12 protein-coding genes are annotated in these 15634 nt (G+C 30.7%); 2 read left to right on the top strand and 10 right to left on the bottom strand.

Features of this window, described 5'->3' with window-relative positions; genetic code table 11:
• Window positions 1-76: 76 nt before the first annotated feature.
• The 8 genes from CUEA01_RS24185 to CUEA01_RS24150 form a co-directional block, all read right to left on the bottom strand.
• Window positions 77-1924, bottom strand: a complete 1848-nt coding sequence (locus CUEA01_RS24185) for an ABC transporter substrate-binding protein (protein WP_234124984.1) — start codon at window positions 1922-1924, stop codon at window positions 77-79.
• 89 nt (window positions 1925-2013) lie between these two features.
• Window positions 2014-3087: an SGNH/GDSL hydrolase family protein gene (locus CUEA01_RS24180; RefSeq protein WP_234124979.1), complete on the bottom strand. Its 1074-nt coding sequence runs from the start codon at window positions 3085-3087 to the stop codon at window positions 2014-2016.
• A gap of 14 nt (window positions 3088-3101) precedes the next feature.
• The gene (locus CUEA01_RS24175; protein ID WP_234124977.1) at window positions 3102-5579 is read right to left on the bottom strand and encodes a beta-mannosidase; all 2478 of its coding nucleotides are present in this window, start codon (window positions 5577-5579) and stop codon (window positions 3102-3104) included.
• A 283-nt stretch (window positions 5580-5862) separates the two neighbouring features.
• Window positions 5863-6597, bottom strand: coding sequence for an amino acid ABC transporter ATP-binding protein (locus CUEA01_RS24170; protein ID WP_234124975.1), 735 nt, complete (start codon window positions 6595-6597; stop codon window positions 5863-5865).
• Entirely contained in the window at window positions 6594-7244 is a 651-nt protein-coding gene (locus tag CUEA01_RS24165) for an amino acid ABC transporter permease (protein ID WP_407929283.1), read from the bottom strand. Before CUEA01_RS24165 ends, CUEA01_RS24170 begins: the two co-directional genes overlap by 4 nt.
• 12 nt (window positions 7245-7256) lie before the next feature.
• The gene (locus tag CUEA01_RS24160) at window positions 7257-8033 is read right to left on the bottom strand and encodes a transporter substrate-binding domain-containing protein (RefSeq protein ID WP_234124973.1); all 777 of its coding nucleotides are present in this window, start codon (window positions 8031-8033) and stop codon (window positions 7257-7259) included.
• Between the two features lie 770 nt (window positions 8034-8803).
• Window positions 8804-9661 carry a YitT family protein gene (locus tag CUEA01_RS24155; RefSeq protein WP_234124972.1) on the bottom strand — a complete coding sequence of 286 codons (858 nt, stop codon included), beginning with the start codon at window positions 9659-9661 and terminating at the stop codon, window positions 8804-8806.
• A 470-nt stretch (window positions 9662-10131) separates the two neighbouring features.
• The gene (locus tag CUEA01_RS24150) at window positions 10132-10515 is read right to left on the bottom strand and encodes a RidA family protein (protein WP_234124971.1); all 384 of its coding nucleotides are present in this window, start codon (window positions 10513-10515) and stop codon (window positions 10132-10134) included.
• 425 nt (window positions 10516-10940) lie between these two features.
• Here CUEA01_RS24150 and CUEA01_RS24145 point away from each other — a divergent pair, with 425 nt between their 5' ends.
• Window positions 10941-12362 (top strand): His/Gly/Thr/Pro-type tRNA ligase C-terminal domain-containing protein, encoded by a 1422-nt coding sequence (locus tag CUEA01_RS24145; protein WP_234124970.1) that lies wholly within the window; start codon window positions 10941-10943, stop codon window positions 12360-12362.
• A gap of 315 nt (window positions 12363-12677) precedes the next feature.
• Here CUEA01_RS24145 and CUEA01_RS24140 read toward each other — a convergent pair whose 3' ends face one another.
• Complete coding sequence (locus CUEA01_RS24140; protein WP_234124969.1) at window positions 12678-13136, bottom strand: DUF441 domain-containing protein; 459 nt, start codon at window positions 13134-13136, stop codon at window positions 12678-12680.
• Between the two features lie 122 nt (window positions 13137-13258).
• On the opposite strand from CUEA01_RS24140, the gene CUEA01_RS24135 reads away from it, so the two are divergent.
• Window positions 13259-15049, top strand: a complete 1791-nt coding sequence (locus CUEA01_RS24135) for a M56 family metallopeptidase (protein WP_234124968.1) — start codon at window positions 13259-13261, stop codon at window positions 15047-15049.
• Window positions 15050-15255: 206 nt separating this feature from the next.
• Here CUEA01_RS24135 and CUEA01_RS24130 read toward each other — a convergent pair whose 3' ends face one another.
• On the bottom strand, window positions 15256-15447 hold the full coding sequence (locus tag CUEA01_RS24130; protein ID WP_234124967.1) for a PspC domain-containing protein: 192 nt from the start codon (window positions 15445-15447) through the stop codon (window positions 15256-15258).
• Window positions 15448-15634 lie beyond the last annotated feature (187 nt).

Raw genomic sequence — 15634 nt, 5'->3', positions numbered from 1 at the left:
TCCGTACTCTGTACTCTGTACTCTAAATTAAACTTGGTATTATCAATTTCAATATTAAAAGTTGCCTATACTATTTTTATTTTCCCTTTACTAGTTTAAGTGTGTATAATCCAGCAATACCATAGCCATCTGTTAAATCATATGGAGGTATTTCAACTCCCTTGAATTTAGAGCCCTTCTCTGGATAATTTGTCCATACACTTTCATTAACTGTGTAAAATAATTCTGGTCTATACATCAATGCAAAGGATGGTACATCTGTTAAATAGATTTTAGACATTTCTGTATAATATGCTTTAAGTTTTGCTTGGTCTGTTTCGTGAGGAATTAAAGCTAAAAGTTCATCAACTCTCTTGTTAGAATATCCTCCGAAATTTCCTATTGATTCATTTTTCATTGAATTATATGAACTTGATAACATATTGTAGCAACGTGTCCATGGATTAGAAATACCTGCTCCTGATGGACTTTGCATGATTATATCAAAATTCTTACTTGCTATATCATTGTAGAAGGTATTAGCATCTGGGAAATAAGTCTGAATATCTATACCAATTTTCTTTCCAGCTGCTGCTACAATTTCAAGAGAAGCATTCCAATCAGACCATCCTTGAGGACATTCAGCCTTAAATGAAAGTTTCTTTCCTTTATATTCACGGAAGCCATCACCATCTGTATCTTTTATACCTGCTGCATCTAAAAGTTTTTTAGCACCCTCGATATCGTTTCCATCCCATTGAACACCTTTTAGTTGACTTTGATCTACCAAGCCTTGCTCTGTAGATGTTGGATTCATTAAGCTTCTAGGCACATCTTTAAAGGAAGGTGAGTATCCACACATAGCTGTTTTTATAATTTGATCATAATCAACAGCCATAGCAATTGCCTTACGAACTGCAACCTGATCAAGTCCTGGTCTATTTACATTAAACCAAGCACTTGGCATTGTTGCTGCTAAATAATATGGAGCATCTGGTAAATAAGTTGATACCTTTCCACCCTGCATCATATTTTGTACATTACTTATAAAATCCTGAGAAACATCAACTTCGCCATTCTTAAATGCTGTATCACCAGCTGCATTATCCTTAAATATATTATGAGCTATATATTTAGGAACTGGAAGCTTACCCCACATTGAAGTTGCTTTTCCCCAATAGTTATCGTCTCTCTTTAACACAATTTTTTGATCATTTGTTATATAAGGTTTATATGGTCCTGATGCAACTAAATCTTCCATTTTATCTGTCTTCATTTTAGCAGCATCGTTATTATTTCTTGCTTCTACTTTCTTAAGATATGCTTTTTGCATTACATACTGCTTTGGAAGATATTCTATAACTTTTAATGGATTTACAGCTTGACCTGAACTATTTAATTTTGCTGTAAACACGACTGTTGAAGGATCTACTGCCTTTACGCTTTGTATATATGTTGCATAATCTGAACCAGCTGAACTCTGATATTTAACATTTGTATCAAAGGTATATGCCACATCGTCTGCTGTTACTGGTGTTCCATCGCTCCACTTTGCATCCTTGTTAATCTTAACAGTAATTTCAGTTCTGTTAGCATTCCATACTGGATCTCCAGATGCCAATAATGGATATATCTTACCATCAAGCATGTTATACATATAAAGTGTTTCATATATTAATGTTCTAGATGAATCCTTTTGAGTTTCACCAAGTGCATTGTTTGAATTGCTTGACAAAGGATTCCAATCGTTAATAGCTCCCCACTGTTGACCATTGAAATAAAGTGTTTCATTTCTAGGTGTTGAGTTTTTATCGTTAGCTGCTGTCTTGCTTGACTTACCTTGATTAGTAGTTGTTGTTTTACCACTACTACAACCAGCAAACAAAGCTGCTGTCATTATTGTAGCTGTTACAAGTGCAAAAAGTTTCTTTACATGCCTATTCATTTAAAATCCCCCTTTATGATATTTGTTTTTTATAACAAAAAATATATATTAAATATATTTTGCTAACATTTTTAGTAGAGTATAAGTCTTCACTTTTCCCAAATTTCAGCTCCAAGTTCTTTTAAAAATAAACTAAGTTCCAATGACATTTCTTCAGCACACCATCTACTATTGGAAAAACCTCCACCAAAGCCATTACAAGAATAAATAAAATGAACAATATTTTTATCATTTATCTCGTCACATACGGCGCCTATGGCGCGATCCCAAGAGGGATCATGTTTTATAATTGTTGTAGTAAGTACTATAAAAGCATTTTTGTATCTTCTACGTATGTTTAAAACAAATTCTTTATATTGACTTTTCCAATTTATGGACCTATAACTATTTGCATCTTTTTTCATATAATTTTCAGGTATTGAATCATTTTGCCCAATATCAATTACCACTACTTGAGGTATATACTTATTAAAATTCCAGTTAACAATCTCCCCAGTATCGTAGTTAAAGTGAAGTTTATCATAAATACTCTCCATTCCAATGCTTTGTGGCATATTAGAATAGCCTGTATTGTCAAGAAGAGCTATCCCCTCTTTAGCTATTATGCTAATTTCAGTTTTCAAATTTCTAGCCGTCATCATAGCATATGAATTCCACGCATTTGAATATTCATCAGTACTCTCTAAATCTATTGCATCGCTGCCATCTATATATTCAAGCGATTTTCCGCAAGCTGCAGACTCGCCATAAAATTCCATACATTTCCTATACTTTTTTCTAGGCATAATTATCTTGCTTTCCTTATCTACAATGAATCCATAAAAAATAAATTCGTGACTAACATCCTGTCTCTTAAAAATTGTTACTTCATGCTGCTTAACACTATTTAAGTCTTCCGTAAGCGTTATTTCCTGCACCTCTTCACTATTTGAAAGAATTACTTTTTTTTCTACTCCATCTAGTACATAACCTATATAAGTGCTACAATAGCTCTGTCTATTTTTTAATAATACTTTAAGTTTAGAACCTGTAAATACCATAGTTACTGAACTAGCAGGGAATATAAATATCGGTGCTAAAGCATTAGCGAAATCAATTCTACCACTATAATTCAGTTCTCTAGCATCAGCATTAACAATTTTTTGGCTCTCTTTTAAAAGCATTTTACTGCACCTTCTTATCTTATATCATAGACACTTCTAAGCTTTATACCTTCCGGTTTTCCACTTAATATCTTTATTCTTCTTTCTTCATGAGCATTCATATCAAAGTAATTATCTTCAAGAAGCATATCATCATTTTCATTTAGTATCTCTACACTTTTTGCATAGTTTTCAGATGAAATTACTATTTCATTTTTAATAATCTTATAATTTAATTTTGGATTAATGAACTTAAAGTGCTTAGGTGCACAAAATATAACAGTTCCAGATGATATTATTTTGCCATCCTTTAACATCTCATAACTTACATAATCCTCATAAAGAGCTGCTTCCTGCATCGTTACAGTTTCTAGCCATTTGCTTGACAATTTCTGTGCCAGAACCTCATAAGCTCTTTCTTTTTTTATCTCTGATTTATTATTGCGAAGTGCCCATCTTACAATAACCTTCTCATTATTTAAAGTTTCATTTGCTACACACAGCTTAATGGATTTTACTAATTCATAAGGTTCAGCATTTACATTTGGATCTTGAGTTAGCATACCTTCTTCTTCACATGACAACATGAGAGGTGCAAAAAATCTCTTAGCATAATAGTGTAAGGCTTTCCACCTTTGGCAGTAATCTATGGATGACCAAGATGCAACTGGCCAGCAATCATTTAGCTGCCAATAAATAGTCCCCATACAACGTCCTCTATTTCTTCGAAAATGTTCTACCCCATACCTTATAGCTTCTGCCTGTAGCAACTGTGAAGCATAAAGTAATTTATCAAAATCATTAGGATATAAATACGTAGCACCCATGTAAGACATTATCTTACTATTAGCGCCTTTGTTTCTCTGGTGTTTTTCCATGACATATGAAAATATATTTCTATCTTGTGGCTCCGTAAAAGTTTCCACAGTCTTTAATCTAGGGAAAGACTGAAAACCAAATTCAGAAACATACCTAAAATAAAATTTTCTATACTCAGTAAACGGCTTATTTCCATGCCATACATCCCAATAATGTACATCGCCTCTATTTTCATCATTTGGGTTATCAAACCCTCCACCTGAGGATGGACTTGCAGGCCAATAAAATGTATTTGGATCATTCTCTTTTACTAACTTAGGAATAATATATTCATATATTTTTATATAATCACTCTTAAGTTTTGGCGTAATTTCAAAGCCTCCATATGCCGCAAACATTTCTATTTCGTTATTTCCACACCATAGTGCAAGCGCAGGATGGTTTCTTATTCTTCTAATATTATCTATAAATTCTTTTTTTATATTTTCTTCAAATTCCTCTGTTAAATCGTAACTTGTACAAGCAAACATAAAATCCTGCCATACCATAAGCCCTAATTCATCACAGGCATCCCAAAATGCATCATATGGATAATTGCCACCACCCCATACACGTATCATATTAAAGTTAGCTGCCTTGCACTGTTTCAAAAGATTATAAGTTCTTTCCGGTGTTACTCTGCTTAATATATTATCTTCTGGTATGTAATCAGCGCCCATAGCAAATATCCTTACATTATTTACTTCATGAACAAAGCTTTCTCCATATTGATCCTTTTCAATGATTGTCTTTATCGTTCGAAGTCCAATTCGTTTTTCTAAGACATCTAGTTCCCGTGAATCTTCCTTAAGCACTACTTTTATACCATACAACGGCTGTTCTCCATACCCATTAGGCCACCAAAGCTTGGGATTATTAATAGTTATTCTTGCAGGAGAATCCTTATAAGTTTTCTTTTGTCCATTAGGCTCTGTTACAATAACTTCATATGAACACCCACTTCTTTCAGCTTCATTGTCCTCACCATTAAATTTTATATCTCGTTTGCTAAAGGTTCTTTTAATATATACTTCAAAATTAAGGATTACTTCTTCGGTTTTATGTTCCTGAACTATATACAAACTGCTTATTCTTGCCTTGTTTATTCCTAAAAGTGAAACCTCCCTCCAAATGCCCATATCGGGAAGTCTTGGTCCCCAATCCCATCCAAACATACAATGTGCTTTTCTAATTTGCTGAAAACCTCTCATGGCTTCTTCTGATCCACCCATATGCTTTTTTTTATCAGCTTCTTTAATAAACCTTGTAGGAGAATGAAATTCTATTTTTAACTCGTTAGCTTTTTGCTTAAGATATTTTTTAACTTCAAATTCAAACGTTCTATGCATATTATTAACAAATGCAATATGATAACTATTCAAATAAATATCCGCAAGTGTATCTAATCCATCAAAATGAAGCATAATTTCTTCACAAGCTAACATATCTTTTGACACATCAAAATTTTTTATATACTCATAATCTTCATCCATTAATTTTAATGCTTTCAATTCATTGTCACGATAATATGGATCTTCCATCTTATGATTTTTTAAAAGATCACTATAAACCGAGCCGGGTACATAAGCATTTATGTATTCTTTACTACTCATGCTCCTCATTTTCCAATTATCATTTAATTTTTTTATAAGCATAAAATTCCCCCCATTACCTCTCATCACTTAAAACTGGTTTATCTATAGTCTGAAGATTTATTTTTATGCACTTATGAAATAATATTTGTAAAGATTTACGAAAATTATTCCGTTACTTAATATAATCTATATGTAAAGTAAGCGTTTACTTAGAACTAGGTATATTAAAATATTTTTTAATTATAGGCTATATTTTAAATAAGTGTTGATTTTCACACTTATTTAAAATATAGCCTAATTATAAAAAGCCCCAATACTTTATATAAGTACTGGAGCTTATCTTTTATAATACCTTATTTAAAAATTCTTTTGTTCTATCATGATTTGGATTTTTAAATATATTTTCTGGAGTATCATCTTCCACTATATATCCATCCGCCATAAAAATTACCCTATCAGACACTTCTCTTGCAAAACCCATTTCATGTGTAACAACAACCATAGTCATTCCTTCTTTTGCAAGGTCTTTCATAACATTTAAAACTTCCCCCACCATTTCAGGGTCGAGTGCTGATGTTGGTTCATCAAATAACATAATATCGGGATTCATTGCAAGTGCCCTTGCTATAGCAACTCTTTGCTTTTGACCACCAGAAAGTTTATCAGGGTAAGCATTAGCCTTATCCTTAAGGCCCACCTTTTCAAGCAGCCTTAACGCTTTTTGTTCAGCTTCATCCTTATCCATTTTTTTTAACTGAACAGGCGCAAATGTAATATTCTTTAAAACTGTTAAATGAGGGAACAAATTAAAATTTTGAAAAACCATTCCTATATTCTCCCTCAACTTGTCTATATTAGTGCCCTTATCAGTTATATCTTTTCCATCAACAATTATTTTTCCTGATGTAATTTCCTCAAGTCCATTCATACATCTAAGTAAAGTACTTTTACCAGAACCTGAAGGTCCTATTACACATAAAACCTCATTTCTAGCAACATTAATATTTATATCTTTTAAAACTTCATTTAATCCGTATTTCTTTTTTAATGTTTTAACTTCAATTGCTATTTCACTCATACTTTTAAACACCTCTCAATTTTTCTTGATGCTATGGATAGAATCTTTATTATTATAAAATACATAATCCCAACCATTAGCCATATTTGAAAAGATTTAAATGTAGATGCTATTATCATTTCTCCACTTTGTGTAAGTTCCTGTATTCCAATAACAGATAGTATTGATGTATCTTTAAGTGAAATTATAAATTGATTTACTATAGAAGGAATCATAACTTTAATTGCCTGAGGAAATATAATTTTAACCATGGAAGTTCTATATGGAACACCTAAACTTCTAGCTGCTTCCATTTGACCCTTGTCTATTGACATTATTCCGCCTCTAAATATTTCAGACATATATGCCCCAGCATTTAAACTTATAGCTATTATACCTGCAACAACTGCATTCATTCTAAAATTAAGTACCGCTGGCAATCCAAAGAATATAAAGAATGCTTGTACAATAAGTGGCGTTCCTCTTATTATATCAACAAACCATCTTGCTATAATCTTTAATACTCTATTGTTACTTATACTAAAAAACCCAAATATAGCTCCTATGAAAAAAGCTATAATCATAGAGATAACCGTTATAAAAATGGTCATCTCTAAACCTTTCAATAACTCTGGGAAACTTTTTTGAAATAAACTTATCATATCCACTTATACATTCACCTACTTAGATTTTATGTATTTATTTATGATTTTATCGTATTCGCCATCAGCTTTTATCTTTTTAAGTCCGTCATTAAACATCTTTAAAAGTTCTGCATTTTTTCCCTTGTTAACTGCAAATCCATACGGAGAAGTCGTAACCTTTTTACCAGCTATCTTTAATCCTGAATTTGGATTTACTGCTATTTCGTAAGATATTACTGGATAATCTTCAAAAGCTATATCAGCATTACCATTTAAAACAGCTTGAAACATCGTTGGAGTATCGTCAAAATATTTTAAATTTAGATTGTATTTATCCTTATTACCCTCTGCAAATGTTGCTCCTGCTGTTCCCTTTTTTAATGATGCAGTTTTTCCCTTAATATCTGCAAGACCCTTAATCGTACTATTTGATTTTACTACTATAGCAAGACCCGAATCATAATATGGATCTGAAAAATCCAATGATTTCTTCCTTTCATCTGTTATGCTCATGCCCGAAATTGATCCATCTATTTGGTTTGCTTGAAGTGCTGGTATTATTCCTTCAAAATTCATAGGCTTTAACTCGTATTTAAAATTTTCCTTTTTAGATATAGCATTTAATATGTCTATATCTATACCTGTGTAATTGCTTCCAGATTTAAATTCAAATGGTGCATATGTTGCATCTGTTGCAATTATATATTTTTTGCTGGCTGTTTTTGTAGAGTCACTGCTGCTACCACATCCTACTAGTGTACTAATTAAAACCATTGATGATATAACCAATGCTGCTAATGATTTCTTTTTCATAAGTAATCCTCCTGTTTTACAAATATTAATTTGTTATTTTTTAATGCTTTCATTTATCAATAAATTAACTTCATGCTATATATTTTTAACTATTGTTAATTGTAATAAATTATATTAACAAATTTATTATTTGTCAATATTATTCATTTTTTTGTTTAATAATTCATCAATTTGATAACGTTTTTAAGATTATAAGTGAAATTTAAAAGCTTTACTAATTATATTTTGATATTATTTTATGAATTTTTATGCAATATTTATATTTTTAATTATTTTGGATTTACTCTCTTTTTTTCATAATCATTATATTTTTGTTAGCTTGTAAATTAAATACTTAATATAATTTTATGATTTTACAATTATCTATAACCAATAAATCAGAGTACAAAATATGCAATAAAAAGAAGGATGATTTCTCCTTCCTTGCATCAAGTAAACCTTAAACTTAAATGTTGTTATCTTCGCTTAAAGATATACCAGCTCAACTATTAAAATTCATGTACACATAATGCCTAAAAGAAAACGGCATTTTAGTACAAATAAATTTTAAGTTTCGTAATAGCATACCTTTAACAACATTAATACTGCGATTGCGTAAGCAATCAAAAATAAGTTTTAAGATTTTCCATAGCAAAGATTATTAATATACAAAGTTTTATTGTACTACTATTGACAGTGCATCTACTAAGTTAAAGAACCTACATGGGCTTACGCCCAAACCCCTAGCAAGTGTATCCTTCACTGTACTTTGTACTCTGAATAATAGACCCTTAATGTATAGCTTTCTTCTTATACTTCTTTCCCGATACCTCAACACTACCTATTGTCACAAGTGCATTTTCATCAAAATCGTGTACAATTCTCTTTACCTTAGAAACCTCAAGCCTAGACACAACAGTGTATAAAACATTAGTCTCTATACCCTTGTAGCCACCTCTACCATCAAGAATAGTTACCCCTCTACCAAGCCTATCATGAATAGCATCTAATATATCCTTATGTTTATCAGATATTATCATAACCGACTTTGATTCGTCTACACCTTCAACTATAATATCAATTACTTTAAATTCAATGAAATATGTAATAAGCGAATACATCGCCCTATCCCATCCATATACAAAGCCAGCACTACCCAATATAAATACATTGAAAAACATAACAATTTCTCCAATAGAGAAACTTATTCTTTTATCAAGGATTATAGCCACCATTTCTGTACCATCAAGAGAACCACCGTTTCTTATTATAAGCCCTACACCAATACCCAATATAACTGCTCCAAAAACAGATGCAAGTAATATATCGTGAGTTAAGCTCTCCACTGGCTTTAATATAGATACTCCTACCGATAAAGCTGCAACAGACAGAAGTGAAAGCAATGTGAAAGTTTTTCCTATTTGCTTATATCCTAATACAAAAAATGGTAAGTTAAACACAAAAGTAAATATTCCAAGTGGAACCCCTGTTAAATAGCTTGTCATAATTGATATACCAACAACTCCACCATCAATTATATTATTAGGTATTAAAAATATTTCCAATCCAATAGATGCTAACACTACTCCTAATATTATAAAAAAAAGTCTCCCAATATAATTATAAATATCCGTACGTTTATTTGACAAAATTCATCACTCCCTTCATCACGCTTAAATCATCAGAATTTTGCAAAAACTTAATATGCACTTTTGCTTAATCCTACCAAACATACTTATTTACAATTAATTATAACATAAATATTTAAATTATCCTAACTAGTATATTACTTACCAAACTTATTTAAACATTAGGAAACAAAGATATAACATGGGACAGGTACATAAAAAATAAGCTGTCGCACTAAGATTACTTAATACGCAACTTAATCAATTCACAATTCACAGTTCACAATGCACAATGAAGGAGGATTTGCCTTCCTTACGTCAGGCAAATCTTAAATTTAAATGTTATAAGCTTCGCTTAGCACCATAAATGGTGCTATTGCGAAAACAATAAAAAAATTAAATTTAAGATTCTCTGTAGCTTTGCTACAGAAAATCATCCTTCATTGTGCATCGTGAATTGTGAATTGATTTAATTCCTATTTTAAAGCTTACTACTTTGTTGCAATTGCCTCAGTTTCAATTAAAACATCTTTTGGAAGTCTTGAAACTTCTACACATGAACGTGCTGGAAAGTTGCTCTTAAAATATTGAGCATAAACTTCATTTACTTTTTGGAAATTATTCATATCACTTATGAATATAGTAGTTTTAACTACATCTTCCAAAGTAAGATTTTGAGATTCAAGTATGTTTTTTACGTTTTGAAAAGATCTATGTGCTTGTGCTACTATAGGATCTTCTCCTGTTACAACTTCCCCTGTTTCAGGGTTCACTGGAATTTGTCCAGATACAAAAACTAAATTTCCAACTGATACTGCTTGAGAATATGGTCCTATTGCTGCTGGTGCTGAATCTGTTTTTATAATATTTTTCATTTAAAAATTCCTCCGATACAAATTTTGATTTTAAATTCTACATATCCATTTTAACTAAGTTTAAGTATAAAATATAGTATTTATTATTTATTGTCAAGAATAAATACTAGTTGACAAATTAAACAAACTAGGAATATAATGAATAAAAATTTAGTTTTATGAAAGGAGCTCTTACAATGAGAAAGATATTATTTATAACCACCATGAAAACCTCATATAAGAAAAATATAATATGTTTCTTTGATTGTTCAGGCTTCGTCACCTACCAATAAATAGATGATAAATAACCTTGAACAATCAATATATAGGTTGCTCATGGTTTAAATACGATTAAAGATATACCACTGTAAAACTCGAACTGGTATATTTATATTTTAAAGCATTAGAGAAATCTCTAGTGCTTTTTTTATTGGGAGGAATTAACAATGTTAAATAGAGAACAAATAAATTCTAAAATTTCAAAGAGATGCATTATTGTAAATAAAAATGGTGACGAATATCCTGTAGATAATCCTAATCAAATTAAACTTGTAGCTAAAAATTACCCTTTGCTAAACAAATTTATATTAGATGAGCACGGCTTGAATCCAAATAACTCTAGTCCAAAATCCATACAAGCCATGCAAAAATTAGAACTAGTTGATTATGAATCAGCAAGTGACTCTGGGCATTTTAGATTTTATCCAAAAGGAAATTTAATTTTTGATTTGATTAAAAGTTGGGCAGAAGAAATTGCTCAAAATAAATTAAATGCCTTAAAAATTGAAACACCCTTAATTTATGACTACAATGAGCCCGATATAAAGGAACAAGTTCAATCTTTCCATGAAAATCACTACATCGTAAACGCACCAGGAAAAGATAAGGAATTCATTCTTAGGTTCGCAGGTGATTTTGGTCTTTTCAGGATGCTCAAAGAAGCGAGCTTAAGCTACAAAGCCTTACCGCTTAGGGTATATGAATTTTCAAAAAGCTTTAGATATGAAAAAAGTGGTTCTCTTGTTGGTTTAAAAAGACTGCGTGGATTTTCAATGCCAGACATTCACAGTTTTACAGAAGATATCTCTCAAGGCTTTAGTGAATATAAAGAACTATACAGAAATTTTTACGACCTTGCAAAATCTATGGATGTTAAATTTGTACCTGTATTTAGAGCAGTAGAGAGTTTCTATTATGAAAATAAAGCTGAAATACTTGAACTTATTAATTATGGTGATAGTCCTGTTTACATTGAATTATTATCAGAGATGAAACATTACTGGGCAATAAAAAGCGAATTTCAAGTAATTGATTTTAATAATAGCTTTATGCAATTATCTACTGTGCAATTGGACATTAAAGATGCCAAAATATATGGAATAAATTATCTTGATAAAGCTGGCATAGAAAAAGGCTGCACAATCTGTCACTCATCCATAGGCTCTATTGAAAGATGGATGTACGCAGTACTTGAAAATAGCCTAATGAAAGAAAAGCCAATGCTTCCTTACTGGCTCAGCCCTATTCAGCTTAGAATAATTCCAGTAAGTGATCTATATTTAGATGAAAGCTTAAAATTAGCAGAAAACCTATCTAAGAATAACATTCGAGTTGATATAGATGATAGAGATGAACGAGTTGGAAGGAAAATAAGAATAAGTGAGCAAGCTTGGATTCCTCATATACTTGTAATAGGTGAAAATGAAAGTAGCAATAAAATTTATAATTTAAGATCTAGAGATGCAAATGAAATTACTTCATTAAAGTTTGATGACTTAATTTCCCATCTTAAGATTGAACAAAACAATATGCCATATATAAAACTTAACCTAAATAAACTTCTATCAAAACAACCAATTTTTAGATAATAACTTATGGAAATTATTACTTTTTAATTAGGAAAATGCTAAAAATTAATTTAATCTTAATCTAAAATTATTGCGAACTAAAAATCAGAGTACAGAGTACAGATGACAGAGTACAGTTAATGATGATTTACCTTTCCTTACGTTAGGTAAATCTTAAACTTATATATTGTCATCTTCGCTGAACAACATTAATGCATCAATTGCGTAAGCAATCAAAAATAAGTTATAAGATTTTCTGCAGCAACGCGGAAGAAAATCATCCTTAACTGTACTCTGTACTCTGTCATCTGTACTCTGAAAAAAGGTTCACAATCTTTAACCTTTATGAAACACTTTCACAATGACCGCAAGCATTCCAGATGTAATTAACGGTCCTACCGGTACTCCTTTTAAAAACGCCGCTGCTGCAACAGAACCAATTATAAGTGCTGGCATTATATTGCCATTGCCTTGAACTGTTAAATACTTAAGTCCAAGTCCACTTAAATACGTAGTTAAAAATGAAAGTACAAAAGCAGTTATACCAATCCAAGACATTAAGTTGCCTTTAATACTAATAGCTGTTATATCGCCTTTTGCTATAGGTATTAATATAGCAGCTATTAAAAGTACAAGTCCCCAAAACATTCCCTTATCATTCAAAATAGGGAAAACATATTTATCAACATTAAGGAGTTTTAAAATCAATAGTGCTGCCACAGCAATTGAAACAGAGTTAGCCTTACCAAGTATAGATATTGCAAGTATTATGACTAGTATTATGTTTGATTCCACTATAATCATTCCCAATAATATATTTCATTAAAATTATACTATTACATCTCTTACAATATTACACTTGAATATTTTTACAAATATGTATTGACTATTTAAGATTACAGTTGTAAACTTAAAACATGAATTACATTTGTAATCAAGGTGGTGAATTGATAAATTTGATATGTATAAGTTGTGAAGATATTTTTGAGACAGTCTTCCTTTCATCTGTAATTGGAAGTTGCATTGTATTATTGATATTAGCTAATAAAATACTATTTAAAAATAAACTAAATTCTACTTTTCATTATTATATATGGCTCATATTGATAATAAAATTACTGTTACCACTTGGACCTCACTATTCTTTCAATATCTTTAATGCCCTTACAAAATTTAATGTACAAAATACTTCAACTGAAAATACAAAAAAGATACCAATTAAATCTTCATCACAACCTAAAAATGCACCAATGAACTACTCAAGCACAATAAATAACATTCATTCCCAAAATAAAATTTTAGTTAATACTAATGCAAGCATACCATTAAAAAAACAAATCAATATCAGAAAAAACCTATATCTTGTATGGATATTTGGAATGCTACTATTTATAGGAATATTAGCCTTAGGCTATAAAAAACTTCAAAAAATTATTAGGTTTTCTGATAAAAATATAAATTTTTCTCATAATAAAATCCTAAGCAAGTGCACAAATGATATGAATATAAAAACTAAATTGCAGCTACTGTATTCCTCTGAAATAAGCACCCCTTCCCTATGTGGCATCCTTAAACCAAAGATATTAATTCCAATAAAAGCAGTAGGCAATATTTCTGATAAAGAATTTAAATATATTATACTGCATGAATTATCTCATTTAAAAAGCAAAGATATATTTATAAACTGGATTATAACAATATTGTTCATTGTATACTGGTTCAACCCTATCTTGTTATATGGTCTTAATAAAATGAGGCAGGATTGCGAGATTTCATGTGATTATCAAGTAATTAGTCATCTAGCTAAAGATGAAAATGTACAATATGGAAATACAATATTAAAAATACTAGAATTAGGTGGGGGCAGCCGAAGACTTACGGGAACCACTCCTATGCTTACAAATAATTCTGAAATCAAAAGGAGGATTATTATGATTTCAAAATATAAAAAAATAAGTTCTAAGAGCATATTGTTAGGTGGTATAATTATCACTATTATCGCAGGAGTAAGTTCTTTGGTAAATATTCCAAGTACCAGTCTTCATCAAAATATAATTAATGTGGCAAAAGCGCAAACAAATGTTAAAAAACCTTATATTAGCAGCCCATCACACGTGAATTTGCTTGCTGATATAAATGCATTAAAAACTAATGATACAAGCTCTATTACACCATTTTCATCTGATATAGTAATTTATGATAGTCATCCTGATGAAAACTATCCAGCAGCATCTGGCATAAATGTATGTCAAATAGGTGCTTTAATAAACAATAAGCTTGTTAAAGAAGGTTTAAACAGCAACTTCATAAAATGCACAGCGCCTAAAGAATATTCAGCTTCATTTAAAAACTCACGTGACATAATAACGAAAAATGTTAAGAATTACAACAAAACAATTCTTTTAGATATTCATCGAGATACAGACATAACTAATGCTAACTCAAATACCATTACCTTTATACTTACAAGAAAATGTCCATACTATAAAGAGAATTTAAAGTTTGTTAACAAAATAATAGCCTCTATTAAACATTCAAGCCAAGTTAAAACACGTATATTCTATTATGATTATGGAATAGGGTATTATAACCAAGACCTATCAAATAAATCAGTACTTATTGAAATTGGAACCGATCATTCAACTAATAAAAACATTGAGGACTGTATAGATGCTCTTATTCCTGCACTTAATCAGAGTAGAGAGTAGAGATTAAAGAGTAGAGTGAAGGATGATTTTTCTCCGCTACGCTTTGAAAAATCTTAAAACTTATTTTTGATTGCTTACGCAATCTCGGCATTGCTGTTGTCGGCGAAGCTGACAACAGTTAAGTTTAAGATTTTCTGTATCAAAGCGGAAGAAAATCATCCTTCACTCTACTCTCTACTCTAAATAAACATATTCCTCTTTATTAATTAAAGATTTGGATTTTTCGGTATTACTAACGCACATATTATATAACCAATAATTCCTGAACCACCTGCCAAAATAAAAAGTACCCATGCTAATCTAACTAGTGTAGAATCTATTTGAAAATATTCCGCAATTCCTCCACATACACCGCAAATCTTTTTATCTTCGTTAGATAAATATACTTTCTTGTCCATCTTTTACACCCCCGGATTATAAATGAAATTTAAGCAGTTTATCTTTATTTCCGCTATTATATAATATATGCTTGTGTAATTAAAAACTATTAAATTTTTATTTAATAAAGATATACCATCTCGAAACTTAAAATTCATTTGTACCAAAATGCCGTCTTCTAGGCATTATGGTTCACATGAATTTTAA

It is taken from the genome of Clostridium hydrogenum (genome assembly GCF_021432385.1).
In the GTDB taxonomy this organism is placed as follows: Bacteria; Bacillota; Clostridia; order Clostridiales; family Clostridiaceae; genus Clostridium_S; species Clostridium_S hydrogenum.
The sequence above is the reverse complement of the archived record's forward strand: the minus strand, read 5'-3'. Positions and strand labels throughout refer to the sequence as shown.

Coding starts and splice junctions, on each gene's coding strand:
- CUEA01_RS24185 (WP_234124984.1), bottom strand. CDS start 1,924: ATGAATAGGCATGTAAAGAAACTTTTTGCACTTGTAACAGCTACAATA.
- CUEA01_RS24180 (WP_234124979.1), bottom strand. CDS start 3,087: ATGCTTTTAAAAGAGAGCCAAAAAATTGTTAATGCTGATGCTAGAGAA.
- CUEA01_RS24175 (WP_234124977.1), bottom strand. CDS start 5,579: ATGCTTATAAAAAAATTAAATGATAATTGGAAAATGAGGAGCATGAGT.
- CUEA01_RS24170 (WP_234124975.1), bottom strand. CDS start 6,597: ATGAGTGAAATAGCAATTGAAGTTAAAACATTAAAAAAGAAATACGGA.
- CUEA01_RS24160 (WP_234124973.1), bottom strand. CDS start 8,033: ATGAAAAAGAAATCATTAGCAGCATTGGTTATATCATCAATGGTTTTA.
- CUEA01_RS24150 (WP_234124971.1), bottom strand. CDS start 10,515: ATGAAAAATATTATAAAAACAGATTCAGCACCAGCAGCAATAGGACCA.
- CUEA01_RS24145 (WP_234124970.1), top strand. CDS start 10,941: ATGTTAAATAGAGAACAAATAAATTCTAAAATTTCAAAGAGATGCATT.
- CUEA01_RS24135 (WP_234124968.1), top strand. CDS start 13,259: ATGAATTACATTTGTAATCAAGGTGGTGAATTGATAAATTTGATATGT.
- CUEA01_RS24130 (WP_234124967.1), bottom strand. CDS start 15,447: ATGGACAAGAAAGTATATTTATCTAACGAAGATAAAAAGATTTGCGGT.